This is a genomic window from Variovorax restrictus, from assembly GCF_051216715.1.
Classification (GTDB): domain Bacteria; phylum Pseudomonadota; class Gammaproteobacteria; order Burkholderiales; family Burkholderiaceae_C; genus Variovorax.
Window position 1 is genome coordinate 76,966 of record NZ_JBPJZH010000005.1, and the last position, 24,998, is coordinate 101,963.

General features: G+C 62.0%; 28 protein-coding genes and 1 pseudogene. 21 read left to right on the forward strand and 8 right to left on the reverse strand.

Annotated features, from left to right (window positions below):
• Positions 1 to 622: 622 nt before the first annotated feature.
• The 3 genes from ACSFA0_RS22795 to ACSFA0_RS22805 all read left to right on the forward strand — a co-directional run bounded on the left by ACSFA0_RS22795 (position 623) and on the right by ACSFA0_RS22805 (position 6,124).
• The gene (locus tag ACSFA0_RS22795) at positions 623 to 1,609 is read left to right on the forward strand and encodes a GIY-YIG nuclease family protein (protein ID WP_435452556.1); all 987 of its coding nucleotides are present in this window, start codon (positions 623 to 625) and stop codon (positions 1,607 to 1,609) included.
• A 328-nt stretch (positions 1,610 to 1,937) separates the two neighbouring features.
• On the forward strand, positions 1,938 to 4,139 hold the full coding sequence (locus ACSFA0_RS22800) for a sigma factor-like helix-turn-helix DNA-binding protein (protein ID WP_435452557.1): 2,202 nt from the start codon (positions 1,938 to 1,940) through the stop codon (positions 4,137 to 4,139).
• Between the two features lie 176 nt (positions 4,140 to 4,315).
• A complete protein-coding gene (locus ACSFA0_RS22805) occupies positions 4,316 to 6,124 on the forward strand; it encodes a hypothetical protein (protein ID WP_435452558.1) in 1,809 nt (602 codons plus the stop codon).
• Between the two features lie 79 nt (positions 6,125 to 6,203).
• Here the strand turns inward: ACSFA0_RS22805 and ACSFA0_RS22810 are convergent, their stop codons facing one another.
• On the reverse strand, positions 6,204 to 6,725 hold the full coding sequence (locus ACSFA0_RS22810; RefSeq protein ID WP_435452559.1) for a hypothetical protein: 522 nt from the start codon (positions 6,723 to 6,725) through the stop codon (positions 6,204 to 6,206).
• Positions 6,722 to 7,669 carry a hypothetical protein gene (locus tag ACSFA0_RS22815; protein WP_435452560.1) on the reverse strand — a complete coding sequence of 316 codons (948 nt, stop codon included), beginning with the start codon at positions 7,667 to 7,669 and terminating at the stop codon, positions 6,722 to 6,724. The genes ACSFA0_RS22810 and ACSFA0_RS22815 overlap by 4 nt, the downstream gene beginning before the upstream one ends.
• Positions 7,670 to 7,845: 176 nt before the next feature.
• Here ACSFA0_RS22815 and ACSFA0_RS22820 point away from each other — a divergent pair, with 176 nt between their 5' ends.
• From ACSFA0_RS22820 to ACSFA0_RS22835, 4 genes are all read left to right on the forward strand, one after another.
• A complete protein-coding gene (locus tag ACSFA0_RS22820) occupies positions 7,846 to 8,025 on the forward strand; it encodes a hypothetical protein (protein WP_435452561.1) in 180 nt (59 codons plus the stop codon).
• 233 nt (positions 8,026 to 8,258) lie between these two features.
• On the forward strand, positions 8,259 to 8,813 hold the full coding sequence (locus ACSFA0_RS22825) for a VRR-NUC domain-containing protein (protein ID WP_435452562.1): 555 nt from the start codon (positions 8,259 to 8,261) through the stop codon (positions 8,811 to 8,813).
• Positions 8,814 to 8,870: 57 nt separating this feature from the next.
• Positions 8,871 to 9,476, forward strand: a complete 606-nt coding sequence (locus ACSFA0_RS22830; protein WP_435452563.1) for a DUF6630 family protein — start codon at positions 8,871 to 8,873, stop codon at positions 9,474 to 9,476.
• Between the two features lie 39 nt (positions 9,477 to 9,515).
• On the forward strand, positions 9,516 to 9,746 hold the full coding sequence (locus ACSFA0_RS22835) for a hypothetical protein (RefSeq protein WP_435452564.1): 231 nt from the start codon (positions 9,516 to 9,518) through the stop codon (positions 9,744 to 9,746).
• 6 nt (positions 9,747 to 9,752) lie between these two features.
• Here ACSFA0_RS22835 and ACSFA0_RS22840 read toward each other — a convergent pair whose 3' ends face one another.
• Entirely contained in the window at positions 9,753 to 10,208 is a 456-nt protein-coding gene (locus ACSFA0_RS22840) for a hypothetical protein (RefSeq protein ID WP_435452565.1), read from the reverse strand.
• Positions 10,205 to 10,960 (reverse strand): hypothetical protein, encoded by a 756-nt coding sequence (locus tag ACSFA0_RS22845; protein ID WP_435452566.1) that lies wholly within the window; start codon positions 10,958 to 10,960, stop codon positions 10,205 to 10,207. The genes ACSFA0_RS22840 and ACSFA0_RS22845 overlap by 4 nt, the downstream gene beginning before the upstream one ends.
• 386 nt (positions 10,961 to 11,346) lie before the next feature.
• On the opposite strand from ACSFA0_RS22845, the gene ACSFA0_RS22850 reads away from it, so the two are divergent.
• The gene (locus ACSFA0_RS22850) at positions 11,347 to 11,592 is read left to right on the forward strand and encodes a hypothetical protein (RefSeq protein ID WP_435452567.1); all 246 of its coding nucleotides are present in this window, start codon (positions 11,347 to 11,349) and stop codon (positions 11,590 to 11,592) included.
• 3 nt (positions 11,593 to 11,595) lie between these two features.
• Here the strand turns inward: ACSFA0_RS22850 and ACSFA0_RS22855 are convergent, their stop codons facing one another.
• Positions 11,596 to 11,943, reverse strand: a complete 348-nt coding sequence (locus tag ACSFA0_RS22855) for a hypothetical protein (protein ID WP_435452568.1) — start codon at positions 11,941 to 11,943, stop codon at positions 11,596 to 11,598.
• A 137-nt stretch (positions 11,944 to 12,080) separates the two neighbouring features.
• Positions 12,081 to 12,302, reverse strand: a complete 222-nt coding sequence (locus tag ACSFA0_RS22860; protein WP_435452569.1) for a hypothetical protein — start codon at positions 12,300 to 12,302, stop codon at positions 12,081 to 12,083.
• A 1-nt stretch (position 12,303) separates the two neighbouring features.
• On the opposite strand from ACSFA0_RS22860, the gene ACSFA0_RS22865 reads away from it, so the two are divergent.
• The 7 genes from ACSFA0_RS22865 (at position 12,304) to ACSFA0_RS22895 (ending at position 17,563) form a co-directional block, all read left to right on the forward strand.
• On the forward strand, positions 12,304 to 12,570 hold the full coding sequence (locus ACSFA0_RS22865) for a hypothetical protein (RefSeq protein ID WP_435452570.1): 267 nt from the start codon (positions 12,304 to 12,306) through the stop codon (positions 12,568 to 12,570).
• Positions 12,567 to 12,848 carry a hypothetical protein gene (locus ACSFA0_RS22870; RefSeq protein WP_435452571.1) on the forward strand — a complete coding sequence of 94 codons (282 nt, stop codon included), beginning with the start codon at positions 12,567 to 12,569 and terminating at the stop codon, positions 12,846 to 12,848. The genes ACSFA0_RS22865 and ACSFA0_RS22870 overlap by 4 nt, the downstream gene beginning before the upstream one ends.
• Complete coding sequence (locus ACSFA0_RS22875) at positions 12,845 to 13,495, forward strand: hypothetical protein (protein ID WP_435452572.1); 651 nt, start codon at positions 12,845 to 12,847, stop codon at positions 13,493 to 13,495. Before ACSFA0_RS22870 ends, ACSFA0_RS22875 begins: the two co-directional genes overlap by 4 nt.
• Before the next feature lie 185 nt (positions 13,496 to 13,680).
• Positions 13,681 to 14,688 carry a GSU2403 family nucleotidyltransferase fold protein gene (locus ACSFA0_RS22880; RefSeq protein ID WP_435452573.1) on the forward strand — a complete coding sequence of 336 codons (1,008 nt, stop codon included), beginning with the start codon at positions 13,681 to 13,683 and terminating at the stop codon, positions 14,686 to 14,688.
• Positions 14,689 to 15,066: 378 nt separating this feature from the next.
• Positions 15,067 to 15,633 carry a hypothetical protein gene (locus tag ACSFA0_RS22885; RefSeq protein WP_435452574.1) on the forward strand — a complete coding sequence of 189 codons (567 nt, stop codon included), beginning with the start codon at positions 15,067 to 15,069 and terminating at the stop codon, positions 15,631 to 15,633.
• A gap of 144 nt (positions 15,634 to 15,777) precedes the next feature.
• The gene (gene ku / locus ACSFA0_RS22890) at positions 15,778 to 16,713 is read left to right on the forward strand and encodes a non-homologous end joining protein Ku (protein ID WP_435452626.1); all 936 of its coding nucleotides are present in this window, start codon (positions 15,778 to 15,780) and stop codon (positions 16,711 to 16,713) included.
• Positions 16,714 to 16,876: 163 nt separating this feature from the next.
• The gene (locus tag ACSFA0_RS22895; protein ID WP_435452575.1) at positions 16,877 to 17,563 is read left to right on the forward strand and encodes a tetratricopeptide repeat protein; all 687 of its coding nucleotides are present in this window, start codon (positions 16,877 to 16,879) and stop codon (positions 17,561 to 17,563) included.
• 133 nt (positions 17,564 to 17,696) lie between these two features.
• Here ACSFA0_RS22895 and ACSFA0_RS22900 read toward each other — a convergent pair whose 3' ends face one another.
• The gene (locus ACSFA0_RS22900) at positions 17,697 to 18,950 is read right to left on the reverse strand and encodes a hypothetical protein (RefSeq protein ID WP_435452576.1); all 1,254 of its coding nucleotides are present in this window, start codon (positions 18,948 to 18,950) and stop codon (positions 17,697 to 17,699) included.
• Positions 18,951 to 19,975: 1,025 nt separating this feature from the next.
• Here ACSFA0_RS22900 and ACSFA0_RS22905 point away from each other — a divergent pair.
• The 3 genes and pseudogenes from ACSFA0_RS22905 to ACSFA0_RS22915 form a co-directional block, all read left to right on the forward strand.
• A complete protein-coding gene (locus ACSFA0_RS22905) occupies positions 19,976 to 20,437 on the forward strand; it encodes a LexA family protein (protein WP_435452577.1) in 462 nt (153 codons plus the stop codon).
• A gap of 7 nt (positions 20,438 to 20,444) precedes the next feature.
• Positions 20,445 to 20,813 carry a Y-family DNA polymerase gene (locus ACSFA0_RS22910; protein ID WP_435452578.1) on the forward strand — a complete coding sequence of 123 codons (369 nt, stop codon included), beginning with the start codon at positions 20,445 to 20,447 and terminating at the stop codon, positions 20,811 to 20,813.
• Positions 20,814 to 21,158: 345 nt separating this feature from the next.
• Positions 21,159 to 21,268 (forward strand): annotated as a pseudogene (locus tag ACSFA0_RS22915) (transposase domain-containing protein); the annotation flags it as partial.
• A gap of 156 nt (positions 21,269 to 21,424) precedes the next feature.
• Here ACSFA0_RS22915 and ACSFA0_RS22920 read toward each other — a convergent pair.
• A complete protein-coding gene (locus ACSFA0_RS22920; RefSeq protein ID WP_024815579.1) occupies positions 21,425 to 22,312 on the reverse strand; it encodes a LysR substrate-binding domain-containing protein in 888 nt (295 codons plus the stop codon).
• Between the two features lie 189 nt (positions 22,313 to 22,501).
• Between ACSFA0_RS22920 and phnC the strand changes: the two genes are divergently transcribed.
• The 3 genes from phnC to phnE are packed head-to-tail and all read left to right on the forward strand — an operon-like array spanning position 22,502 to position 24,989.
• Complete coding sequence (gene phnC, locus ACSFA0_RS22925; protein ID WP_035242057.1) at positions 22,502 to 23,323, forward strand: phosphonate ABC transporter ATP-binding protein; 822 nt, start codon at positions 22,502 to 22,504, stop codon at positions 23,321 to 23,323.
• Positions 23,317 to 24,192 carry a phosphate/phosphite/phosphonate ABC transporter substrate-binding protein gene (phnD, locus tag ACSFA0_RS22930; RefSeq protein ID WP_114656171.1) on the forward strand — a complete coding sequence of 292 codons (876 nt, stop codon included), beginning with the start codon at positions 23,317 to 23,319 and terminating at the stop codon, positions 24,190 to 24,192. The genes phnC and phnD overlap by 7 nt, the downstream gene beginning before the upstream one ends.
• Positions 24,189 to 24,989 (forward strand): phosphonate ABC transporter, permease protein PhnE, encoded by an 801-nt coding sequence (gene phnE, locus ACSFA0_RS22935; RefSeq protein WP_008903165.1) that lies wholly within the window; start codon positions 24,189 to 24,191, stop codon positions 24,987 to 24,989. Before phnD ends, phnE begins: the two co-directional genes overlap by 4 nt.
• Positions 24,990 to 24,998 lie beyond the last annotated feature (9 nt).

Consider the following 24,998-nt stretch of genomic DNA (forward strand, 5'->3'; position numbering starts at 1 on the left):
GGATGTCGCGCGCAGGAAAGCCCGGCGACCTTCAGTATCTCCGGCGTCAACCGCCATCTGGTGCGACAGTGCGCGCTGCCGCAACTACGCGAGACCTGATGGCGCGCGAGTGAGGTTTAGGCGTTCACCTACAGGGGTTCGACCATCCTTATGAGATCTTCCACGCCTCTTTTTTGGGGTTGATCATGGGCCTTGAGTTTCTTGTCATCTGGGGAATAGTTGCACTGGTTTGGATTGCACTCTGCATCAGCGGAGAGGCATCGACGCACTTGACCCGTGAACTCGAGGCTCGTGTGCGCAAATCCGTCGAGGCGCTAGACGCGACTTTGTCGCCGTCCCGCGGAAACAAGCAGGCCCTTTAGCCGTTGTGACACGCCCTGATCCCTGGGCAGGCCTTTCGCGCTAGTAGGACGAAAACTGACCTGACTCAGCGGCTGGCTGGCACTTCAAATTGCGGTCGTTTTCGAGCATCACTGCGGGCGCTCAACTTCCGACAGCACCCTAGGAAAGACTGAAGCGTCTCGACGCGCCGCGCACTCCTTCACGCATGCCGGCCCTGGGCTGCTGCCGAGTTGGCGTTCGCGACTGCTACGCTCGTGGTCTCACTACTGTGTGACCTACGATGACTTCCACGATCCAGAATCCCGGCGGCGTGCTTGCCCGCATACTCCGAGCTATCGACGGCTTTCACCGTCAGCATGGCTTCTTTCCGGACGTGATCGAAGCACCCCAAGGCGTGATCGACGATGCTTTGGGCTACTGTCTGACTCCGCATGGGTCTGAGCTACTTCGCAAACGCGTGCAGCTACGTCCGGGCGCGGATGGCCAGGTGATCGCGTACGGCGGCGAGTCTTCTTACGAATACGGAGACACTTCCGTTGGCGAGAATCCGCCAGCCGTCGCTCGAGCGTGGATCGGACTGGACAGTGAGCCTGATTGGCCATCACAAGCAAAGGCAGTTCTCCCGCTCAAGCCGCTGGAGGCCTCGTCCCAGATCGTTTACGTGCTCACGAATCCGGCGATGCCTGGCCTCGTGAAGGTCGGAAAGACAACGCAAATTGAAGTCGAGATGCGTATGAAGCAGCTTTTCGGGACCGGCGTACCGGTGCCGTTCGACTGTGCTTTCGCGTGCCAGGTCAAGGACGCCAACGAAGTCGAAAAAGCGTTGCACTTCGCCTTCGGAAATGCGCGCATCAATCCGAACCGGGAATTTTTCAAGATCGAGCCGGAGCGCGTCATCGCGGTGCTAAGGCTGCTCGAGGTGAACGACGTCACCCTGCAGGTCGAGCAGCAAATCGAATCCGAGGTGACGACGGCCGACAAACAGTCGGCGCAGAAAATGAAGGACCGCCGTCCGAATCTTCGCTTCTTCGAGCTTGGCATACCTGAGGGGTCGACGCTGCTGTACAGAGAAGGCGGCGCACAAGCGATCGTGGTTGAAGACAGGAAGGTGAGCTACTTGGGCGAGGTGCAATCCCTCACCTCGGCAACGCGGAAGGTTCAGGGGCTGGCAGACGACTACGCGTTGCAGCCATCTCCGTACTGGACGTTCAACGGGTCCACCCTCAAACAGCTGTACGAAGCGTTTCACGCAGCCGACCCCGAATAATGCACCTGGTGCTGGTTGCCGGCCGGCCGTCGGCCATGCGCAACCGTCGCGATCGCGCCTTCGCTGCGACATAGACGGCGATTGGCTGATTGCCTGACACCACGGCGCTGCGCGGCAGTGCGGCGCATTTGCGCCTGCCTCAAAGTTCTTTGGCCAAGCGAGCCGAGATCGCGTGAGGAGCGCAATTGGGGATTGCTGTGGCATCCTCCGGCCGGCCGGCCCGCCATCAGCCTAAAGCATCTCGTCCGCATTCGCGAGGGCGCACCGGTTGCCGACACCACGATCACGCCAGCACGACGATGACGAGAACTTCAAAGAAGGGCATGCATTGAAACCGCTCGACGCCGCATCGGTAAACGTCCCAGCCCCTGTCCCGCATGCGCTTTCCGGCGGCGCCGTCGCCCGCCATGCCAGGGTGGTGCCGAGTTTTATGAGGCCCTTCGTCAAGAGAGCTTTGCCTTCGGTGCACGGCGACGTGGAGGCGCACGAGCTGTTCGATTGGGAGCGCCAGGGCCTGCCCAGTGCGCGGTTTGCTGCCGAGCTGCGCGAGATGATCGTCTCGCGCCGGCGCGCCAGCTTCGATGTCATCTGGAATTCGCCCATAGGTGTGCGTCTGACCGATGACTGGCACCTAGCGGCCAGCGGCACCGAACGGGCCAGGTTGCTGGAGCTCACTCGAAGCGACGGATTCACCGCGGGGTTCCCCTCGATGACTCTCCGCCAGGTGAAGGACGCCCTCAGGATGCCAGTAGCCGAGGTGCTGGGCCTCCTGGCTCGCATCGAGGCGACGTACTGGGTTGGCCAGCCTGTCGGCTCCAGGACAGTTTCGCTGGCGCCCCAGATCTTGCCCGACGTCGAAATCGACGACGCCTTCCGCGCTGCCGCCGCGGAGTGCCTGAATGCAGGCTGGGTGAAAGGCCTGGACATCGACGACCTGAGGTTTCCTGGCGTCGCGGGTTCCGCTCTCGGTCCGTGGCTTGCACAGCAGCTCGCGAAGCCGTCCCTTTCAGGGTTCGCACACGAACGTTGCGTGCAGCTGATCGCCGCCGACAAGGCGACTTGGGCCCAGGAACTCGAGGACCTTCTACGTCACGCGCTGGCCGAGGCGGGCCTGCGTCGAGACCACGCAGGCCTTCAGCGCCGCCGAGAACTCTTCCTGGGCCGTTTTGGCGGCCTGGAGGGAGCGACCTTGCAGGCTGTGGCCGACGTGCACGACCTCACCCGCGAACGCGTGCGGCAGATCTGTGAAGGCCTCCTGGCCTCCCTGCGTGCGCGGCCGCTCGCGCTGCCTGCGTTGGACCGCCTCTTCGCGGCGGCCTCGCGCATCATGCCGCTCTCCTCCGCGGCGGCCAACGAACAACTGCAGCGCTTTCTCGGAAAGGGCATCGGGATCATTGCAGCGCTCGACTTTGCGAAGGAGCTTGGCGTCGCGCCGACCATCCAGGTTGTCGCCGCGCGCACGAGCACGAGCGATGGCACTAGAAATATCGCGATGCTGGACCTCACGATCGAGCCGTCGACCTGGATGAAGGTGGCGCTCTCGGAAGCACGACGCGACTGCATGTTCGTCGGCTGCACCAACTTCATCCGCGTCGCGGGGATCCTGGCGATCAAGGAGGGCGTGGCGCAGGACGAAGACACGCTTCGGTCGCTGTTCGAGCGCGCACCTGGGTTTCGCATGCTCGATGCCGCGTCTGGATGGTTCACCCTCATGGACAGCGAGGTAAGTGCGGCCGCGACGCGCATGCGCAAGCTCATGAGCGTCGCTGTCGGCAGCGTCGAGATCGACGCCGTGATCTCAGCGCTGGTGACCGACGATGCCTGGTTCTACCGAGACGGCGCCGGACGTGGGCTGGCGATGCCGCCGCTGCACGTGATGACTGCTCTCATCGCCGGCTGGGATTGGCTCACAGCAAATGCGCACAACAGGTACACATCGAAAGCGGCCGTAACCCGTGATGTACTTTCGTCGACGGAATCCACGATCGTAAGCATCATCGAGGAACACGCCGGCGCGGCCACGCGCACCGAAGTTGCCTCGCGCTTGGTGGTTCCCGGTGGCGTCTCGAACATGGCGGTTTCGGTGGCGCTCAGCAGTTCGCCCGCGATCCAGAAGCTCGAGCACTCGATCTATGCGATCCGTGCTCGACCTATCCCTGTGCAAGCCCTCATCGATGCCCGCCGGCGAAGGGAAGTCGAGATCGGCCGCAGTTCTCCCTTTGAGGCGGCCGTCGACCTGACTTGTCCCTACCGCTTCAGCGTCACGCAGTCAGCGTCGACCGCACCGATGGCGCGTCAGGTGGTCTACCTGCCGAAATTCCTGCTCGGTAAGGTCTATGGCACCTTCGCGCACAGTGGCGACAACCTCCCTCCGATCAACATCAAGGCGAACAGCCAGCAATTCTTCAGCCTGGCGCTCGCCGCGAAAACGGCCGGCGTCGGTGCTGGCGAACGGTTCGACCTGGTGATCGATATGCCGAATCAGAAGTACGCGATTCTTCCGGCCGAAGTGCCCGTACCCCCCGGCTGAAGAGCCTTACGACAATGGCGGGCCACGGCAACGCGGGGCGGAACCGCCGTTTTCCCGCGCGGCCGTCAATATCTGCCCACCACCTGCTGGTGTAGCGGTGCGGCATAGGGCAGAAACGGCAGCATTTTGGCGTTTGGACAAAATCGGCGGTCACCCTACGACCGATTTACACCCCGATGCCGATCGACGCCATTCCAGCACCAGCCGACAAGCCCGTCTTCTACAGCAAGCTGGCCATTGCGATCGCCTCCGCCCCTGAGCGGCTGGCGATCATGCCGGCCGGCCAGTGGGCCGCCTGGCTAGGTTCCAATGCCGCCAGGCTGGGTGTGAAGCGAGACGAAATCGAAAGCTGTGGGCTCGAGCAGTACCTGGAGGCAGCGGGCACCGCGCGTCTGCACAAGTCCGAGCTTTGCAGCCATGTCGCCCGCCATGGCGTCCGGCTTGGGGAGCAGATCTCGGTGGGCACGACCGAGCGTGAATACGACGCGGCCGCGCGCGCGGTCAACGCTGCTCTGCGAGAACGCCTGGATGAGTCAGTGATCGACAAGTTGCGCGACGTGCGTGATGACCTGCGAGCGCGGCTGGACGACGAAGGCGAGACCCGGTTCGCCGAATTCAATGTCCCAGGGGGCACGAACTACCGCGAGATCTTGATCACGCACCAGCTGCCGGCGAGCACCACCGATGTTGCTTCTGCGCGCCGCCACCTGGTGCTGCTCGGCAGCAAGGACCAGGCAGCATTGAGCGACGAAGATGCCGTGGCGCGCGCGATCGAGAATGACTGGTGCCCTGCGGGAGGCCACCGAAACGGTCACTGGCAGCGCGCTGATGTGCTGGTCCACGTTCGCGTCGACGACCGTGTCGACCCCGAAGGGCGGCGCGTCCTGTTCGTCCAGGAAGTGCAGTCCGATCCTGGCCAGGCGGGCCGCCGACTCGGCTTCCAGGGCGACGGACCGGTCATGACCGACTCGGAGGAGGGGGCCTTGCGGCACCACTACAGCGAACTGATCGCCAACCACGCCCTGTTCCGCGACGCGCAGCGCTCGACCACCGGCGGCGTACCGCGCGCCGACGTCAGCGAACCGTCCCTGACTGCGATGCTCGCGGTGATGGGCGTTGTGCACATGCGCGACGCCCTGCGCGCCGCAGGGCTCGACGCAGCGCGCGCGGAGCTACTGCATCCGGGCCGATTCACTGTTGCGAAGGCCCCTTTCATCACCGATACCAAGTCCTGGGTCGCCCTGGCGTTGAAGCGTGTCATGGTGCTGGCTGCGCGCGAGGGGTACGACCGCGTCGCCGTCATCACCGGACAGCAGGCGAGCGACGTCTATGACCTCGGAAAGGCTGCCGACCGCGTGGTGCTGGAGGTGGGCCCTGGCCAGAACAGCTTCGTGCTTACGACGCACCGCGGCGAAGAGGAGGTCCATCGCCGAACCGTAAAGGACGAGACGGACGCTGCATGTGTCATCGGCGCCGCGGCCGCCGCCCAACTCTTCGAATCCGTCAGCAAGCCGCGCAGCCGCGGACGTGCGGAGCTCCGTGGCGTCAGTCTGTCCGTCGCCGACCATGGGCTTGTGAGCTTCTATGACGAGATCGTGCCTCAGGTGCTGCGCGACTTGCTGAAGAAGCTGGACGGTGAGATCACTCAGGTACCCATCAACGGGATGGGCCTGGAGGTCATAGACGCCGGTGGCTACTTCTACGTGCGCAACCAGGCGCGCGAGCGAGTTGGCCTCAACCTGAAGACGTTCGCGGCCGCCGAGGCGAGTCGCCGGGCTATCGAGATGCAGGTCGATGCGCAACCTGGGTTCGACATCACGGGTTCTATGAGAGCCAGGCTGTCACAGGGGGTCCCGCTTTTCGGCCTGGAGGTAGCACCCACCGTTCGGCACATTGATCAAGACCGTGCTGAACGCGCGATCGCTGTTGTGAATCGTCTCAGCGCACACGCGACGCACAAGACTGGTTTGGGCCTCACCCCTTAACGGCGTGCCACGCCGCTCGGAAACGGTGTGGCGGCGCGTCGGTCTTCATGTGAATGGAGGCCTATGCAGCAGAACCGACTCATCCCTTTGCTCCTGGCGTCGCGGCAGCTGCACCGGCGCCGGCTGCTGGAACTAGCGACGAAAGCGCGATGAGGGATTTCCAGGCCTCTTCTGAGACGCCGCCGGTGAAGGATAAGACCACCTTCAGCAAAGCCGTACAGACCTCGAAGACCTTCTCAACATCCTTTATCTCCGTGATGGCCGTCTGTACGTCACCGGTGACTGCTTCCAACTGCCCGACTGCTTGCGCCGCTTCCGCGCCCAGCAGGCCAATCGCTTGTGCTTTGAGGTTTGCCGAGCCTGTCTTGAGCAGCGCGTACGCAAGGTCCCACGCGGCTCGATCCTTGTGTGCAGGATCAGCTTTGATCTGCAGATCAAGGGCTACGGCCGCGTCGTGCATCGCCTTGGACAAGCTTGCGGCCGCCGACGCCTCGGGAAACATTTCATCCAGCGTCTTTGGACTCGTTTTAGTTGCAGCTCTCGTGGCCGCCTTACTAGCGCCAACAACGGGGCCAGGGCGAGTGTCCTTGAGTGTGGTCATGGTGTGCTCTCTTGTTCAAATGTCTTCGACAGCTTGCGAAGGATTTGTACCTTCGCGATGAGCTGCTTCACAGTGTCGGCACGGCCGGCAGCTGTCAGCTTGTCGTAGTTCGCTGCGAGGTCATCGCTGGTTCGAAGCAGCTCGAGAGCTGCCGCGTCGAACGCGTCTGCGAAGCCCTTGCGCTGGGCTGCAGCCTCAAGTTTCGGAAAGTACCTCTGCTGCTCTAATCGGAAGGGAATCGCGCGCTGCACCCCCGCAATGGTCGCCGGGCTGTTGCCCGCAATGAGGGGCGCGTCGGAAGCCTTCACCAACTTGTCGAAGGCCCTTTGATCTGCATCGCGTACTTTTTCAGCCTCTACTTGTGCGATACGGCCTACGAAAAAACGCATGGCGTTGACCAACGTTTTTAAGGGCTCATTTCCCTCCTGAATCGCTCGGCGGGCTGTTGAATCAACCTTCCTTGCCACAAAGGCTTCAGCTGCCAGCTTTGTCAGAGTCGTGATCGCGTCTGCATATACGCCGTTGACTAGTGGAGGTCCTGTGGGATCACCGATCTTCAGAGCCTTGACTACTCCGTTCATCGCATCGATGTCCGCGGCAAAATAGTCATTCGGCAGGCCTGCGAGCGATACAAGCGAGTTGCTGTACCCTTCAACGACTGTCGGAAACCGCAGTGCAACGGCCTTCTGCTGCTCTGAGCCGGCGCAGGTCGCCCTCGCCGTGCTCACCTCCTCGCGGAGGTCGTAGGGACCATCACGATCAAGCCGCGGCACGATCTCGTTTTCTCTGCAGTCCTCGAGGTATTGGTCGACGAGCGGGCGGTACGCCTTGCTGACTTCCGCGCCCGATGCCCCAAACTTGCCGACTGCTTCCAGGTTGGCGCAGCCGGTAAGCCCGAGCAAGGCGCCGAGCGTCAGTGCCAGCAGGACAGAGCGATTTCTCATTAGTTCTTCCCTCCAGGTTCGCGAGTCTCGCGGGGAACTGAGCGTGCGCGCTGGGTGCAACTACTTAGGCCAAGTGGCCTAATCAAATCGGGTGACGTCTTGTGGGCGCAGGTGCATTTGGAGGTGAGCTTCTCACCGTCTACAGTCCCACAACTCCAACCAGAACGCTCGAACACATGTTCTCCACCGCCAAGCTCGAACTCCGTGAACTGCTCGACCTGACACGACAGATCACATCTTTCGACGTCACCCTGGCTGCGAAGCCGGAGATCGTTCCGGAGGAGTCCGCAAACCGTCGGCGCCGGCAATGGGAGCACAGACAGATCGAGCTGATGGCGAAGTACGAGCTGCTCTGATCTGTGGCGGTACCCATGGAGCCGATTCGAAGCGGGTGCTCCGCGCAGTGAGAGCCAGCTCGCTCCAGCGAAGCGCGGAGACGCTCGGGATCCGTGGCGTCCAGCTGCCGCTCCGGCCAGCAGCCGCGAAGCTCTGGGTGAGCCCACTAAACGGCCAAGCCAAGCGGGTCGAGGACGCCGTGCTCGACCATTTCGGGTTGGACGGATGGGTTGGCTCTGCAGCAGAAGGGGGCTTGCTTCTGAATCTGATCAAGGCGATGTCCTTCGCCACTGTCCCGAACCACGGCCGCGGCACGTTCATTGAGGCAATCTACGCTCAGAACGTGCAGCCCCACCACAAGGTCCCTGTGGCGACGCTGCTTGCCCAGCTCGCGGCAGCCGACGTGGCGACGATCCGGCGAAACGTAGCATTCCTCTCTTCGCGCAAGCCGGTCGTGGATGACTGGGGGAATGGGATCAAGTTCACCAAGACGGACTGCATGCTCGATTTCTTCCCGACGCTCGAGCCGTGGATGTTCCTAGGTCTCTTCCGCGCCGCCGGCGTCGACCTGCTCCACCGGATCGCGACCAAGTTCAGCCAGGATCCGTACGAGTACCGGCGCGGCTGGCCCGACCTCACCCTCTGGCGCGGCAACGAGCTCCGGTTCATCGAGGTGAAGGCGCCTGGCGACCGGATACAGCCGAGCCAGCGAAAAGTGATCGAAGAGTTCGCGGGCCCGCTGGAGCTGGATTTCACGCTGGTCGAGGTCGTCGCAGCTGGAGATGGTCGGCCGCTCACGCCCGCGTAGTCCGATTTGTGGGTCCAGTTTGGCGAACCGATGGCGCCGACCTACCATCGATTCACCATGATCAAACTCCTCACCGGCCTCTTCTCCGGGCCTTCTAAACGCGTGCCAGGTCCAAGGGCGTCCACCCTGAGAAACCGAGCTGGGGCGATCGCCTCGACATCGAAATCAGGGCCCAACGCCGCACGCGAGCTCCAGCGCTTCATGCAGATCATCACGTCGCACCTCGACATGGATGAGGGCCTCCGCCTGGAGACCGCGGTCACTGCGGCGTTCCATGAGCGTCCCGACGCTTCAGTTGCATTCGCGGAAGGGATCCTTGGGGACGATGGTCAGCACAGTGGCCATCGACTGCTGATCCAAGTCGGCCGGCAGGCCCATGACGATCTGGAGGGTCAGGTGAGCGAAATCGCCCAATCGCTTGGCCTATCCGAGCGCTGGAGTTGGGCGACTCCGCACGGAAGCAGATCTGTGGCCACTGGATTGCGTGAGGTGGGCGCTTGGGCGGCAGACCACGGCTACGCTGTACTGCACCTGAACTTGGGTGACGATGCGTCGTACGCGGTCATGGTGACTGCGCCCCTGGGTGACCGCGCCCAGGAGGCTGGTGCTGGCGCCGGGCTGCGCATCCGCAGCACGAAGCAATACGCGCAGGATGTAGGCTAGGCCATCCTCCCTGGACACCCGCACGAAATGGAACCGACGATGACGCAGAACGCGCTTTTCCCGCAACAACTCACGGTGCTGAGGGTGGGCTCATGGCTCGGCCGCGATTCGCGCGAGGAGAGGTTGCTCCCACTAGAGCCATCTGACTACCAAATCACGCCAAGGGAGGGGGATGCGCGATGGACGGTCACCGTCACTGCAACGGGCGCGGTTGCGTATAACGGCATCGGGCCTGTAGAGATCTTCAAGGCCGAGAAGCTGACCGAATAGCCACTGCTAGATGGCGACGCAAACCGCCTTGATGGGTGGGAACAGGGAGTGCAGGTGGCGCTGGCCGTCGACCACCTGGTAGACGGCGAAGCCAACCATCGTCTCATCGCCCACTGGAAAAACCATAACTTCCACAACGTCTATGCTGAAGTAACGTTCGGCAAGCTGCGCCACGAGGTTCACCTTCATTCCGGCAGGAGGCTTGTGGAGTCGCCGTGACGTCACCGACGCGGGCAGGTTCTTGCCGTCAACGCCCACAAAGCGTGCGGAGCCGTCCTCGTCCTCCCAGGCGATGCCCTGCAGCAGGATGCCATCGAACTTACAGGCGTTCGACTTCGCAAACGTGGTGGCGGACGCGCTGGCGATGAGCAGCGCAATCGCGAACCGAAGTGCACGGGCGCCAGCCCGGGATCGACGGCCAGCACCAGGCTTGCCAGCGGTGTGATTCAGCTTCATCTTCATGCCGGAGCCTGGCTAGGTGGCAGACGTCGCACATGGACGATCGTTGCGATGATGCCGGCAATTAGCAGCAGCACGACGACGAGCGACTTTGCCAGGCTGAACCAGAAATGGTCCGCGTACGACAAGGGCTGCGAGAGGACGCAACCGAAGCCCTTGGTGCCGTTCGTGAAGTTGAGCTCTGTGACCTTCCACAAGATTCCTGCGCTTGGCGGAGCCTTGCGCTTGTTGTCGGACTGAGTCTCAGGAGCAGTTCGAACACGGTCCCAGGCCTGGCAGTAGGCGAGGTCGACAGGGAAGCCCGCTGCAGTTGCTGCCTTCTTCCAGGCTGGCCAGGCGGGCACCGTGCACGCCGTAGACGTGCAATTGGCCATGAGTTGCTGGAGGGGCGCGCCCTTGATGCCGGCAAACTCCATAGACCGCCTGAAATGGTTATCCCAGTTGGGGCCAAGCGTCTTCGAGCTCACGACGAACCCAGTAGGCGCAGGAGCCACGATCCAAACATGGAACAGACCCCATGCAGCTAGGACGGAGAGCGCCACACCGGCCATGAAGTGTCGGCCACCTCTCAGCAGGAAGAGGGCGAAGATCCACTCGAACCCGGCCCCACCGGTGTTGTTGGCAGCGATCGCACGCCTACTCTCGTCCAACGCGTTCATCTTTCGATTAGCTTCTGCTTCCGTATCGTAGTCCTGGCGGCCGGCCTGGATCTCGTCGTGCAGTTGCCGGTTGTGATGGGCAAACGGGTCGTTCACTGGGGGGCCTTTCAGGGTGCGGGGATGTGTAGACGCAATACTCGCATGCCAAGAGCGCGGTCCACCGGTCCCGTCATGGCTGCTAGTGCGCAAAAGGTCGACGAATTGTGCGGTGCTGCTCGACTTTCGGGCGGTGCGCAGCGACTGACGACAGTCTACTGATTGCCACTCCTGCGGCGCTTTGAAGACCCCCAGCACCAAATCCCGCTTCGCACCTGTTGACACGCGCCCACCTGGAGGGAGTAAACGCGCGGTCCAACCAGTCGGCCTGTCAGCGGTGTCCGAATGGCAGCCGTCGGTCCGGGCTACACGCACGGCCGCGCATGCTGGCTAGAAATGACCACAACACGTATCCCCGCAGCCCCCTTGGAAAGACGAGCACCCGAATGGACCACCTCCGCCAGCTTTCGCTGCACATCGAAGAGCCTGAAACCAGCGAGTTCTACTGGGTCATTCTGGAGAGCAAGGAGGACGCCACGGTATGGGCTCAAGTCTCAGCCGCCATGGATGCGCGGCACACTTGGGGAGACGCCTGGGCGGAAGGCGTCATGGAGTACATGAAGTTTGTCCGCGACCGGCGCGTAGGCCCGCGCGCGGAGGGCGAAGACGAGGACGCGGACCCGGTGGGGTGACCGTTAGGACGGTGTCCCGGCGGCCGCGGTCACAGGGTGACCTGTTTGCGGGTCGAAGAGCGCCGGAGGCACGTAGTTGCGATCCTCCTCGTACACGACCAGGACATCGGCAATGCTCGCGATCCGCGTGTAGTAGCTAAATCGGCCCTGGCCGTCGACGAATCTGTGCTGCCAATCGTGAAGCGCGTCTTCGAGGAAGACGGATCGGTTATGTCGCAGCACCTGGTCCTCTAGGAAATCAGCTTCATTCAATAAGGTGGCGACCCGGACGGGCTTTTCAGCCATTGGTACCCACTTGCGGCCGTTGGCCTCGAGCCCTCGCAGAATTTCGTAGCGTAACGCCTTGATCATTTTCTTCGCCCAGTAAATGGTGCACGTGTGCACCACCGATTATCACGTCAACGTGGCTCCGAGCGAAACATTATGTACGGGGCGGCAGCGCCACTCAGTGAACGTGCGACGACGTTCCAGGGTGTCGACAGGACGCTTCATGGGTTCCGCGCAGCAAAGTTGGCGAACTCTAGCTTCCAACGCGGCGTGTGAACCAGAGCCACCAGCTGTTGGCAGGCCGTGTTCATCGTGCTCATTTGCGCCTGCGTTCTCTCCTTGAGAAAATCGGCACGCCCGGCGGCGTTGTGGCGGATTTTCTTCTGCCAGCTCGCTGCGGCTTGAATTTTGGAAGGGCGAATCGTAGTGAATACAAGCGACACCGTGGAACTCGCCGGCCTGCGCCGCGCCGTGCGCATGATGGGCGTCGACCCAGCGCGGCTGGCCTCGTTCGGAAGCGCCGACGGCGACGCAGTGTCGAAGGCCATCCTGTTGCAGAACGTAGGGCTGGACGAGATGCGCCTTCGCGCAGCGGTAGGCGACGATTCGAACATCGACGGCAGGAAGACTGCGTGGGAGCGCCTCCTAGTGGGCACGGAGCTGTCGGCCGATACAGGCCGTATCCATCACCATGGATTGAGCGGAACATGAACACGGACGCTGGCCACCGCACCCAAGCCGTCCTGCTTCCTTCAATCGCACGGCTGCCAGCGCATGTCCGCGGGCAGATGGACTCGATGTACGTGGCCCAACACGCCTCGACACACCCGCAGTCGGTCGTCATCTATGTGCGCGGCGCCAGCTCCGGCCGGCTGGTCACCACTTTCGTGATCGACGCCGTTCGCCCACCGCGGCCACAGCTGGCGCGCGAGCGCGCCCGCCTGGATCGTCTGTACCCAGACAACCATTTCTTGTACTGCCACGAATGATCTCCAACCAGCCGAACATCGCCCTGCGCTTCTACCCGATCCCTGCCGCAGGTCGGTGGTCCCTCGTCAAGGAGTCGCTCGCCCTGGCGCCGTATGCGATCGCTTTCTTCACAGCTGCTTGGCTGCTCGCATCGTCACTGTCCGGGCTGCCGTTCTGGATCGGCACGGCGGTGCTCCTGGCGCTTCACGTCTACATGACCACGGATCTGCTGCTGCCGCGGGCGCGGAAAGCGGAGATCATGGGTTTCGGGCTCGAGCGGCGTCACGGAAGGCTGTGGTTTGTGGGCTATTCCGAAAACGCGCGCCTGTACCGCAACGTGGCCGCGCCGATCGAGCAGATCGACGTCGGGGTGCAAGCTGTGCGGGTCTTGACCAAGGGCGGCATTCCGGTGTGTCTCTATCGTTTGAGTGGGCGCGCCCAGGACTTGTTCGTTAGGGGGTACGAGGCGCTCCGCTCCGGCGCGACACTCGATGAGGTGCTGGTGCTGGACGCCGACATCGAGCGCAGGGGTGCGTCGCGGCTGCGATTCAACGACGGTGCCCCTCGCCAGAACAAGCGGCAGCAGGAGGTGCTGGGCTACGCTCTCTTGATCCCCGAGTTCTGGCTGGCCAGCCAGTTGGCTGTCGTCATCAAGAGCATTGCTTAAAGGGTGGCCGGAAGTGCGGGTCTGACCGCAGGCAGCGCCTTCGTTGCCATACCTCTAAGCTGTTGATTTCTAACGCGTTTCACTATCACGGTGCGTTTCTCTAATTCGTGGTGAAATACGTCTAACCCGTTGATCTGCCGCGGGTTTCAGGGAAAACGTCCAAAACCGCAAAGATTAGTGAAACCATGCGCCACGCCATCGAGAACAGCGAGAGCCAAAAGCGCCAATACATCGACGCTGAGGCCGTTTTTAATGAGCTTCGCCGCGTACGTAAAGAGGCCGAGCAGACGCGCGGCGGGATGATGTGGCGGGAGGTGAAGGGGCACAAGTACCTGATCCGCACCTCTACCAAGGGAGCTCACAAATCTTTGGGGCCTGAGTCCGAGGAGACCCGCAGGATCTTCGGGACCTTCACGGCGCGCAAGGCGGAGATCGCTGAACGGCTGGATTCCATCACAAGGGCGGCGGACGAGCAGAGACGCCTCAACCGTGCGCTGCGCGTGGGCCGCGTCCCTGCCGTGGTGGTCGGTGTGTTGAACGCACTCGAGAAGGCGGGCCTTGCTGAGCATTTCATGGTGGTCGGCACGCACGCTCTGTACGCGTACGAGAGTGCCAGCGGTGTGCGGATCTCCCCAGAGGCTATGGCCACCCGGGATATCGACCTCTTGTTCGATGCGCGAAAGCACCTGGCATTCTTCTCGCAGATGAAAGTGGCCGACGCAACGTTCTTGGGCCTCCTGCAGAAGGCCGACAAATCGTTCGTGCGGCTGGATCACAAAAAGGAAACGGCGCGAAATGATCAAGGCTTCGAGGTGGATGTGATCCGTCGCGTCGCCAAGGACGGTGACCCCCATCCGTTGCGCCTGAGCGAGGATATCGACGACATCTGGGCGGTCCAAGCACCGACGGGAGACCGCATTCACGGCGCGCCGCGCTTCAGTCAGATGGTGGTGGCCACGAACGGCGAGATGGCGATGATGAACACCATCCACCCCTTGGAGTTCGCTGCGATCAAGCGTGCTCTTGCGGAGTTTCCAGACCGAGAGCCACTCAAGCGGTCGAAGGACCGCCTGCAGGCCGACCTCGTTACTGAGCTCGTGCACGAGTACCTGCCGCAGTGCCAGCGCCCTGATCCGACTGATATGGCGGTGGAGCAGGCCCACACCAAGACGACGCGCGGCTTCAGGCCATAGCGGGCTGCGTTTCGTGAAGCCAACCCCTGACATGCCTCCTGTGGCGCGCCGGCACCGATGCGTATGCAGAAAATGAGCTGAAAGGCTCTTTCTAAGAGAACGTCGCGATCCGTATGTGAAAAATGGGTCGCGAATGACGCAGGCCCCCAAGCTCGCTCGAAGGGGCCCGGGCTACCGCAACCGTTGAGAAGTAGATCGCGCTCCTCTGCCTACTGGACGATCGCCTCGCAGTCCGTCCAAGAGCCTCCCGGAGCTGGTGTGATGGCAAGTCGTGGCGGCTGTCAAGCCCTCGCTGTAGCTGCAACTGCTAGAGCTGGGGCGGGCGCGGACCTGGGGCGCTGGCATCATGCCGGCTGGTCAACCTCGGAAGGACCAGCCATGGGCTTTTTCAAGACGTTACTCGGACGCTCCGCCGGCAACCGCGCCTCTGCAACATCACCCACGATCGCGGCCGAGCCGCCCAGCTTCGATGCTTATTTGGAGGCGGAAGTGCGCGCAAGCGCCGACTTCACCACCGAAGGCAAGCAGCTGATTGCCGAGCACCTGAGGCGGCGCAAGGAGCGCGAAGAGGTAGACCTCGCACCGAAGGCAAGTCGCGCGGCACACCGTGCCGAGGACGACGCGCTGGACGCCGATGCGGCGCGCATCCTTTCACCAGGCGTGAAGGCTGGGTCGCGCGTTTCCACGATCATGGGCATGCTGTTCGTACAGGCAGCTACCACGCGGTCCCGGGACAAGACGATCCAAAGTTGCCGCGACCTCGGCCTCACGCACGTGACACTGATGATCCCGCAAACGGGTGACGAGTGCGCCTGGTGCGTCGCGAACGACGGCATGAAATTCCCTGTCAAGGACGACTTCGATGCCCTCCTGAGGACGAATTGCACATGCATCCCGTCTCCGAAATGCTTCTTCAATGCCGTGGTCGAGGGCTTCGACCACTAACCGGCAGTCGTATCCTGCGTCTGGCCTGGTGCTGGCAGACGCGGTCGCCAAGCAACAGCCACGGCCGATCACGTTCCGCGCCTATTGGCAGCCAGGGCAAAAACTGGCAGTTTGTGCACACCGCACCCGCGCAGGAGTTCTCCAATGGCTGCTCGTTCTATCGCCTCCCTCACGCTCGGCTTTGGCCTGGTCTCGATCCCCGTCCGGCTTTTCTCCGCGACTGAGAGCAGCGCATCGGTCAGCTTCAACCTTCTCACCAAAGACGGGGCCCGCGTGAAGCAGCAATACGTCTCGGCGAAGAATCCAAAGCAGATCGTGCCGCGCGCTGAAATGGTGAAGGGCTACGAGTTCGAGAAGGACCGCTTCGTTATCTTCGAGCCGGCGGAGCTCAAGGCGCTAGAAGAGGGCGCCAGCCACCTGATCGACATCGTCGCGTTCATCCCGGAGAAGGCGGTTGATCCGATCTACTTCGACAAGGCCTACTTCTTGGCGCCGGACAAACGGGGCGGCAAGCCCTACAACCTCCTGAAGGCGGCGATGCTGGAGAGCGGACGGTGCGCCCTCGCACGCTGGGCGTGGAAGTCCAAACAGTACGTCGTGCAAGTGCGGGCGCACGAGGACGGAATCGTGCTCCAGCAGCTGCTCTATGCCGACGAGGTGCGTTCGCTCAAAGACCTGGAGATCGAGCAAAGCCAGCCGTCGCCGGCCGAGCTGAAGCTTGCACGCCAACTCATTGACCAGATCGCTCAAGACACGTACGACCCGACGATGTTCGAGGACGAGGAGAAGCAGCGGATTCTGGCGGCGATCGATGCCAAGATTGCCGGCGAGAAGATCGTGTCGGTGGAGCGGCAGGAGGACGCCGGAGGCGCAGAAATCCTCGACCTGACGCAGATGCTCATGGCGAGCCTCAACTCCACTGGAACGTCGCCGGCGCGCGGCACGTCGAAGGCCAAGGCGGCCGCACCTGCAGTCGTGACCTCGTTGGGCGATGCGGCGGTGCGCCGCGGCGCCAAGCGCGCCCCCAAAACGGCTGAGCCCGCCGCCGCACCGGCGCCTCGTGCCCGCATGAAGAAGTGACGTGACAGGCGGATCAGACGCTCCTCTTCGCAGCCAAACCCTGAGTGGCGTCAGATCGTCCCTCGGCCTGAGCAGGCACGCGGTCAGGAAGCTCATCGAACTTGGATTCGTACATCCGCACCGTGGGGAGGGTGGCGCCTTCCGGTTCTCTTTCCAGGACCTGGTGCTGCTGCGCTCGGCCCACGACCTTCGCGCGGCCGGCTTGCCTACTCGACGTCTGTTGGCATCGCTGCGGAAGCTCAAGGCCGTGTTACCGTCGGAGGCCCCCGTCGACGGCATCCGAATCGTGGCATCGGGCGATGAGCTCGCCGTGCGGCTGGACGGCCAGCAATGGGAGCCGGCCTCCGGACAGCTGGTGATGGACTTCGAGGTGTCAGCGTCTACGGGCGAGGTGAGCTATCTAACGCACGTGGTCGCACCTGCAGACGCGGCCGCTGCGGTCGACGTCGATGTCCTCTTCGCGATCGCCGAGTCTCAGGAAGAAACTGACCCAGCGGGTGCGGAGGCGTCGTACCGGCGTGTGATCGATATCGCGCCTGGCCACGCCCATGCATACCTGAACCTCGGATACATGCTTTGCGAGTCGGGCCGATGCCAAGAGGCAGTTGATCTCTACGCGCGTGCGCTGATCAGTTGTGATGACGATCCGCTGCTCCTTTACAACCAGGCCGTAGCACTTGAGGGGATCGGGCAGAAGAGAACGGCGCTGGTGAGCTATGAGGCAGCGCTCAGGCTGCAGCCCGACCTGGCTGATGCTCATCAGAACGCGGCGATCCTCTACGCCGAACTGGATGACAAGCAGCTGGCGATTCGTCATTTCAGCGCATTCCGGCGACTCGCGCGAGGCTGATCGGTCAAGGCCAGTCCACCCGCTGCCGCACTTTCGACGACCTCCACGGCCGCGCCCCCATTCGCAATTCAGGTAGTGGCTTGCAAATCGCGGCGCGGGCTCACCGAAACGGAGGTTTCTGAACCGCTCGTCATCACGCAGTGCCCGAAGGGGACCAACGCAGCCCGTACGGACCAAACCTGTCCTCAACGTTGTGTCCAGCCTGTTCCCAGTACAGGAACGGAGAGATGCCGGCGGATCCGTGCGCCGCAATCCCAAAGTCGCGAAGCTTGCCAAGTGCACTCGCGTACGCAGCCGGCGTCGTCACCTCTTGGTAGTAGAGCGAGCTGAGCGGGTGTTGGCCTGCCGTCATGTACATCTCTGTGCCACGCTCGTGCGCAAACGCACTCATTGCAGCCGCCTGCTCTGCGACTTTCGTTGGATTCATGTCCCGGATCATCATGTCGGAGGGAACGTCGACGGGTTCGAAAGCGCTTTGGAAGACTGTTCCCCGGGAGCGGCGCGTGTAGTAACGGAAATCCGAGGGCAGCGTGCTCACCGCCATTTCGAAACCATTCGCCCACGCCACGTCTTTCGTCAGGGCTGGTCGTAGTGAACCCCGCCCGCGGCCTAGAAGGAACCAATGCGTGTCGCGGGTCGATATCGTCACGCCTTCGTCCAAGGCTTCCGGCAGCGGAATGGCAGTGGGTTTGCCGGCCGCGTTGAAGTAAACAAGCGAGAAGGCCGGCGACTCGGTCCTTACGATGGTCCGCGGCTCCAGGTACGGAACGGCCTTCCCTGCTAGCGCTTGAGCGAGGTGATCGGCGTGAACTAGTAGCGGCTTCTTGCCGTGATCGCTCGTCAGGTACGCGGCGCGCAAAAGATTGAAAACACGCGCTCGCTCAGGCTGCTGAGGATCCTGAAGCGGGCTAGCCAATCCGTTGGGGTAGAAGGACCGCGTGTTCCCGAATCCTTGATGGATCACGTTGCTGACGAGGCACTCAGAGTCCCCGTTCCATGCCAACCACTGTGCGCGTTCGCCGCCGTCCATCCACAGCGGAACGCCAGTCGAGCGAAGCGCATTCATCATCGTGCTGACCTCAACCCCGAACCCATGCGCATGTAGGCTCATTGCTGTCGTCCTGGCAGACTGGGTGTTGAGTGCGCTCAGATGGCCTAAGTCACGATCGATATCTTCGCGGTCGCCGGTTCTATGCACACGGAGATCAAAGGGACCGAGACGATCGGCAACCCACGACCGCACAATCAGCGCGACGCAGTCCTGATCGGTGGCACGCCCGACCGGCGGTGGCTGCCTGCCGCCCATGCCGAGTAACTTGGGCACTCCTGCCGCCCGCTCAAGGTCCGTGAATGCGCCGGCGGCGAATTCAGCATCATCGTCGTTCATCAGCGTCCTTTATTTTCTTCTGGTGGAGTCCGCCTGCTAGTGTGGCCCGTGCTCGATCGACTTTCCTTCGACGGCACCAAGCAGCAGTGGATCTCGTTTGGTGAACGATACCCAGTGCTCAGGGGGGGCCCAGTTTTGTCGCAGTTTCCCACGGAGTTCGCTCCGTTCCCGGCAGCGTTGCGCCTCAGTGCTGCGCAGGCGGAGGCTTGGCCTCGGCTTGAAGGATGAACGCGGCGTTCGCCTTGATGCTGTAGTGAGCGGTGGTCAGCTCACTGCCGAGCAGCGGTCGGCTCAGGTCCAGCCCTGCGCTCCGCGCTGTCGGAACAATCGATACGACAGAACGCTCTGTAAAGGTCGCGTCGGAGCGCCGAGAGCGCACTTGCCCCCTCATCGACGTGACCTCTCGCTGCAATCGCTCCAGCGGCCGCCTGGAACGTCATGTCGTCCATCACCCGAAGACGCGCAAAGAGGCGAGCATCCGTCGCGACGGGTTGGGTCGCAGGAATGGATTCCGGGTCGGGATGCCGTTGCTTAGGCGATTCGCTCATCACAGGTGGCTTATTGTCTTTACGACACTATGATACTCCGCACTCAGAATGGTGCGGCGCGCGCCCATTACTGCGATGGCCGACCGGCGAGGCGATAGACTGCGCTCAGCGCCCTCACGTCAGGGTCTGAACTCAGCAATCACCAATCTCGGGCTTGATATGACGGCAGCAGCAAGACGACCTGTGTGCATTCGTTGCAAGGGCAGAGGCTGGCTGGCGGGCGTCGGGGCGTTGCCACACCCCGTCCCCTGCGCGAGTTGTGATGCCTGGAGGACGCTGCCTAAGCCCGCTTGGTAGAGGAGATCGACGCGCCTGCACTATCGCGCTGCTGGGGCTGAGCCCGCTGCAGGCTGCAGCTGACGGCTTTCCGGCATCAAAGCCTCGGCGCCGAGCGCGCTGCACTGATGCCTGTTGTTGGCCTGGGCACGGCCCATGATGCCGGTCAGGCCCGCGTCGCTCCCGTACACTGGACCCAACATGCCCGGCACCCCTGATTTTGAAGACGGCGCACGCGTCGGGCGCGATTCGAACGAGCCCGCGCCCGCCCCGCGCAGGACGTCCAATGCGTTCGGGTCCCCAGGCACCGATTCGACGGTGAAGAGGATCGACCTCAACGATGCTTTGATCAAGCATCCGGAAGCCACCTTTGTGATGCGGATCGCCGGCGACGCGATGCGCGCAGATGGGATTGCCGATGGCGACGTGGTGCTGGTCGACCGGGCGATCACAGCAGGCAATCGCGCCGTGGTCGTTGCTGACGTCGCCGGCGAGAGGATCTGCCGTAGGCTTGAGTTGGTCAAGGCTCGTCCAGGCGGCCGCGCGACGGGCGCGCGCCTGGTCGCAGCCGATCCGTCGCTTCCGGCCATCGAGTTCTCGGAGGACGCCCCGCTCGAGGTTTGGGGCGTGGTGACCACGGTCATCAAGACACTTTCGTTCTGAGGTCGCCGTGTTCGCACTCGCAGACGGCAACAACTTTTTCGTGTCGGCCGAGAGGACGATGTCACCGCGCCTGGTCGGCCGCCCGGTCGTGGTACTGAGCTCGAACGACGGCGCCTGTATTGCCCGAAGCAATGAGGCCAAGGACCTGGGCGTCGCCATGGCCGCGCCATGGTTCACGGTCAAGCACCTTGAGAAGACCGCCGGGCTCATCGCTGTCTCGGCGAATTTCGAGCTCTACGCGGACATGAGCGCCAGAATGATGGCCATCGAGGCACGCTATGCCCCCAGGCAATCCATTTACAGTATCGATTTAAGTGCACCAGGCTACTGTTGCGTTTCCTTTGAGAAGGAAGTCGTTGACTGGTGTTGCGATTAACAGAGTAGGGCTGTTGCGTTTCATTGGCAGTGGCGACCATTGCCCGGAAGCCAAGTGGGCACCCGGGTGAGTATTTTGGAGCAAACCCACTAGGCGTTCGCACAACAAGTCCTCCACCGATTTCCATCCCAAACTCATCAACGATTTGCATTCAATTCGGCCACCTATTGCTGCCGTTCAACCTCCAGGACTCTATGACTGCTACGCAGCGGTTGCTGTCGGTCGCGGCCGTGACCTGAGTTCACGGTGCCTGGCACAAAGCTGTCATTGGCTCACCCAGCAGCGCGGCAGCATCGATGACCGGTATCGAGGGAGCTGCAGTCATGGTCTAGCACACGTCTCCCCATGAACGGGCACGACCCTACGCCTACCTGCGCGATGTCATGGCACGCCTGCCCATGCAGCCCGCCACCCAGATCGGCGAGCTGCTGCCATACCGCTGGCAGTCAGCCTGACAGCGCATATTCAGATACACGACCGCGCCCCGCAGTCAAGATGGGATCGCCGCGCGATTACGGGCGTCCTACAACCCTTAACTTAAGTCGGCCTACAGGCGAACAGTTGCCCCTCGGTCCCATGCCCCACGGCTGCATGGAATCCAAGTTCCATACCTAGGCAATTTTCTGACTTACGCTATGCGCCAAACCCAGGAAGGTCGAGATCAGAGGAGCTTGATGCCGCTCCTTTCTACAGATGAAGTGCACCTGTGTCGCCATGCTGGTGTCTGAAATAGTTAACTTAACAAGGCGAGGATCTGGCCTGTAGGCTGTTTCCGCCACGACGCCTAGGCCCAGCCCCTCCGCCACCGCCTCTCGAACGGACTCGCGGCTGCCCATCTCCAGAGCCACCTGCACCTCGACGCCTCGCTCCTTTAGTTCTTGTTCAAACACGCGTCTGGTCGTCGATCCTTCCTCTCGGATGACGAACCTCTGACCCTGCAGATCACGCAGTTTGAGAGTGGCCCGTTGCGCGAGTGAGTGTTGGGTGTTGCCGAATATCACCAATCGCTGGGTACGGTAAGCCGCGCCAAATAGATCTGGGTGAGCGACGTGATTGAGCACCATGCCCACGTCTCCCTGGTAGTCAAGAATCTTTTCGGTGATGGTTCGCGAGTCGCCTACGCCAACAGCCACGTTGACCTGGGGGAACTGTTTCATGAACAGCTTCAACACGGGCAGCACGTTGTGCGGCCCGATGGCATGGATGACCAGTCGCCCTACGTATTGATTTTTCGCAGCAGCGAGCAGTGCGTGCGCATCTTCCTCGCCGCTGAAGGTGCGCCGGGTGTAGTCCAGCAGGGTGCGGCCGAATGAGGTGAGTTCAAGTCGCCGGCCGCGCCGATGAAACAACTCTACGCCGAAGTCGACCTCCAGGCGCTGTATGTGTGAAGAAACAGTCGGTTGTTGAATAGCGAGCACTCTCGCGGCAGCGGTCATGCTGCCGGCTCGGGCCGTTGCGTCAAAGGCCTTCAAGGCTGCGAGGAGGCTGAGTCCAGACATTGATGTGATCTATGGGTGCCCTCATTTTTAGGGATGAAAGTTTCATATTCATGACACCTTGGTCACCCAGACTTGAGCTGTGCTTCCACTGAAGCTGTTTCTTCCAGAACCTCCTCTTTCCCGAGAGATACCTCTGACCACTTGAGTCCTGGTGTGCGTCTAGCGCACCACAACAAATGAAACCGAGCTATGAAAACTGCAATTCGCGAGAGCCATCTGAGCTTGCGGGGTATCACGGTGACCTATGCCGATGGTCACACAGCGCTTGCGCCCACCTCGCTGGAGGTACAGCATGGCGGGTTCCTTGTGCTGCTGGGCGCGTCGGGCGCGGGAAAGTCAACGCTGCTGCGCAGCATCAATGGCTTGGTTAGCCCCACAGACGGAGAGGTGTCGGTGGCCGATCTGCCGGGCGGCACCGTCTCAAAACGCAACCTTCTTGAGCATCGGCGCCACTGCGGCATGGTGTTCCAGCAGCACCACCTGATCGGGCGGCAAAGCGTGCTGGCCAATGTGTTGATGGGCAAGCTCGCCACCCGCGGATCTCTGGCGTCGTTGTGGCCTTGGAGCAAGGCTGACAAGCTGGAGGCGCTGGCGGCCATTGACCGCGTAGGCCTGCTTGAGAAAGCCCTAGCACGGGCAGACACCTTGTCTGGTGGGCAACAACAACGCATTGGCATTGCGCGTGCCTTGGTGCAAAAGCCCCGCCTGCTGCTGGCCGATGAGCCGGTGGCCAGCCTCGACCCGGCGACCGCGCAGAGTGTGTTGACCCTGCTTCACGACATCTGCAAGAAAGACCGACTCACGGCCATCGTGAGTCTGCATCAAGTCAACCTCGCGCGCATGTTCGCCGACCGCATTGTGGGCCTTCGCCAGGGCCAGGTGGTGTTCGACGGGACAGCAGCGCAGTTGACGGAAGAAGCCCAGTCTGCCCTGTACGCGAAGTCGTCACCTGCCAACATGGGCAGTCAATTTGATTCCCCCTCTCAATCCAAGGAGTTTTTACCGTGCTGAATCGTCGCCGTTTCCAATTTATCGCTGCCGTCACTTTGGCCGCCCTGTTGCCACTTGGCGCCCATGCCGAGGGCAAAAATCCTTCCAAGCTTCGCGTTGCACTGTTGCCGGACGAAAACGCCGCCACCATCATTCAGAACGCACAGCCTCTGAAGCGGTACCTGGAACAGACCCTGAAGAAGGAAATAGAGATTACGGTGACTACGGACTACTCGTCGATGATTGAAGCCATGCGCTTTGGCCGCATCGAGGTCGCCTACTTTGGACCGTTCTCTTACGTGCTTGCCAAGTCCAAGGCGCCCAACATTGAGCCATTTGCCGTTGGCGTGGAGCGCGGCTCGCCGACCTACCAGTCGGTTCTCATCGCCACGGCAGGCGGCCCGGTCAAGACCCTGGCTGACGTTCGTGGAAAGCCTTTTGGCTTTGGCGATCAGGCTTCGACGTCCGGTCACCTTGCACCGCGCGCGCACTTGCTTAAAAACCACCAACTGAACGGCGAGACTGACTACCGCCCCGTTCACCTGGGCACGCACGATGCCGTGGCCCGAGCTGTTCAGGCAGGGCAGGTTCCCGCCGGCGCTCTGTCAAAAACCATTCTGGACAACCTCATCGCAAAGGGCATGGTGGATGCCAACAAGATTGTGCAACTTGAACTGTCGGCACCCATTCCGAACTATCCCATTGCGATGCAAGGTAATCTCACGCCGGAGCTCAAGGAAGCCATCCGAGCCGCCTTTCTTCAGATGAAGGACGCCGAGATTCTCAAATCATTCCGTATCGAGGCCTTTGCCGCTACCGATGACAAGGCCTACGACATTCTTCGCGACACAGCACAGATTCTCAAGCTTGATCTGGGACGCATGAAATGACATCGGTAGCCTTGGAATCCATAGTTGCCATCGACGGACAGCAGCGACTCAAACGGCTGGGCGCCGCCTGTGTCGTTCTGTTCGTCTGTGTGGTGGCTTTGTATGTCACCGGCTTCTTTGACGCGCAGCGTTTCATCGAAGGCGGCCCAGCGATTCAGCAGTTGGCCTCAGAGATGGTGCCGCCGAATTTCGAGCGCTGGGAGCACTGGGTCATTCCATTGCGTGACACCTTAGCCATGTCGATCGCAGGCACGGCGCTGACCGTTCTGGCGTCGTTGCCGCTGGCCCTGGTGGCGGCGCCCAACACCGCGCCGAATGCGGTGGTTGGGCGAATCGTCAGAACCATCTTGGCTGCATTTCGGTCTGTGCCTGAAATCATCCTGGGCATTCTGTTCGTCGCGGCCGTGGGCTTTGGGGCATTGCCTGGTGTGCTGGCGTTGGCCCTGCATTCCACGGGCATGGTGGCCAAGTTCTACGCCGAAGCCATAGAGCACGTGGACCCGAAACCTCTGGAGGCCGCTAAGGCCGCGGGCGCAAGCCGGTTTCAGGTCATCACCCATGCTGTGTTACCGCAGGTTTTGCCCCAGTTGGCGGACATCACCATCTACCGATGGGAATATCACTTTCGCGCATCGGCAGTGATGGGCATCGTGGGTGCGGGCGGCATTGGCTTCGAACTCATGGCAGCTCTGCGCCTGATCAAGTACGACGAGGTCTCCGCCATTTTGCTGTCCATCCTCATATGCGTGCTCGTGGTCGACGGCATTGGGTCGGCGCTTCGCAAACATCTGAAATAGAAAGAGAGA

Excerpts from the sequence above, each read along its gene's own strand:
- ACSFA0_RS22900 (WP_435452576.1), bottom strand. The coding sequence starts at position 18,950 with ATGAACGACGATGATGCTGAATTCGCCGCCGGCGCATTCACGGACCTT.
- ACSFA0_RS22875 (WP_435452572.1), top strand. The coding sequence starts at position 12,845 with ATGATCTCCAACCAGCCGAACATCGCCCTGCGCTTCTACCCGATCCCT.
- ACSFA0_RS22850 (WP_435452567.1), top strand. The coding sequence starts at position 11,347 with ATGGACCACCTCCGCCAGCTTTCGCTGCACATCGAAGAGCCTGAAACC.
- ACSFA0_RS22815 (WP_435452560.1), bottom strand. The coding sequence starts at position 7,669 with ATGAGAAATCGCTCTGTCCTGCTGGCACTGACGCTCGGCGCCTTGCTC.
- ACSFA0_RS22805 (WP_435452558.1), top strand. The coding sequence starts at position 4,316 with ATGCCGATCGACGCCATTCCAGCACCAGCCGACAAGCCCGTCTTCTAC.
- ACSFA0_RS22820 (WP_435452561.1), top strand. The coding sequence starts at position 7,846 with ATGTTCTCCACCGCCAAGCTCGAACTCCGTGAACTGCTCGACCTGACA.
- ACSFA0_RS22830 (WP_435452563.1), top strand. The coding sequence starts at position 8,871 with ATGATCAAACTCCTCACCGGCCTCTTCTCCGGGCCTTCTAAACGCGTG.
- phnC (WP_035242057.1), top strand. The coding sequence starts at position 22,502 with ATGAAAACTGCAATTCGCGAGAGCCATCTGAGCTTGCGGGGTATCACG.
- ACSFA0_RS22880 (WP_435452573.1), top strand. The coding sequence starts at position 13,681 with ATGCGCCACGCCATCGAGAACAGCGAGAGCCAAAAGCGCCAATACATC.
- phnE (WP_008903165.1), top strand. The coding sequence starts at position 24,189 with ATGACATCGGTAGCCTTGGAATCCATAGTTGCCATCGACGGACAGCAG.
- ku (WP_435452626.1), top strand. The coding sequence starts at position 15,778 with ATGGCTGCTCGTTCTATCGCCTCCCTCACGCTCGGCTTTGGCCTGGTC.
- ACSFA0_RS22905 (WP_435452577.1), top strand. The coding sequence starts at position 19,976 with ATGCCCGGCACCCCTGATTTTGAAGACGGCGCACGCGTCGGGCGCGAT.
- ACSFA0_RS22835 (WP_435452564.1), top strand. The coding sequence starts at position 9,516 with ATGACGCAGAACGCGCTTTTCCCGCAACAACTCACGGTGCTGAGGGTG.
- ACSFA0_RS22840 (WP_435452565.1), bottom strand. The coding sequence starts at position 10,208 with ATGAAGATGAAGCTGAATCACACCGCTGGCAAGCCTGGTGCTGGCCGT.
- ACSFA0_RS22855 (WP_435452568.1), bottom strand. The coding sequence starts at position 11,943 with ATGATCAAGGCGTTACGCTACGAAATTCTGCGAGGGCTCGAGGCCAAC.
- ACSFA0_RS22885 (WP_435452574.1), top strand. The coding sequence starts at position 15,067 with ATGGGCTTTTTCAAGACGTTACTCGGACGCTCCGCCGGCAACCGCGCC.
- ACSFA0_RS22870 (WP_435452571.1), top strand. The coding sequence starts at position 12,567 with ATGAACACGGACGCTGGCCACCGCACCCAAGCCGTCCTGCTTCCTTCA.
- ACSFA0_RS22810 (WP_435452559.1), bottom strand. The coding sequence starts at position 6,725 with ATGACCACACTCAAGGACACTCGCCCTGGCCCCGTTGTTGGCGCTAGT.
- ACSFA0_RS22795 (WP_435452556.1), top strand. The coding sequence starts at position 623 with ATGACTTCCACGATCCAGAATCCCGGCGGCGTGCTTGCCCGCATACTC.
- ACSFA0_RS22920 (WP_024815579.1), bottom strand. The coding sequence starts at position 22,312 with ATGTCTGGACTCAGCCTCCTCGCAGCCTTGAAGGCCTTTGACGCAACG.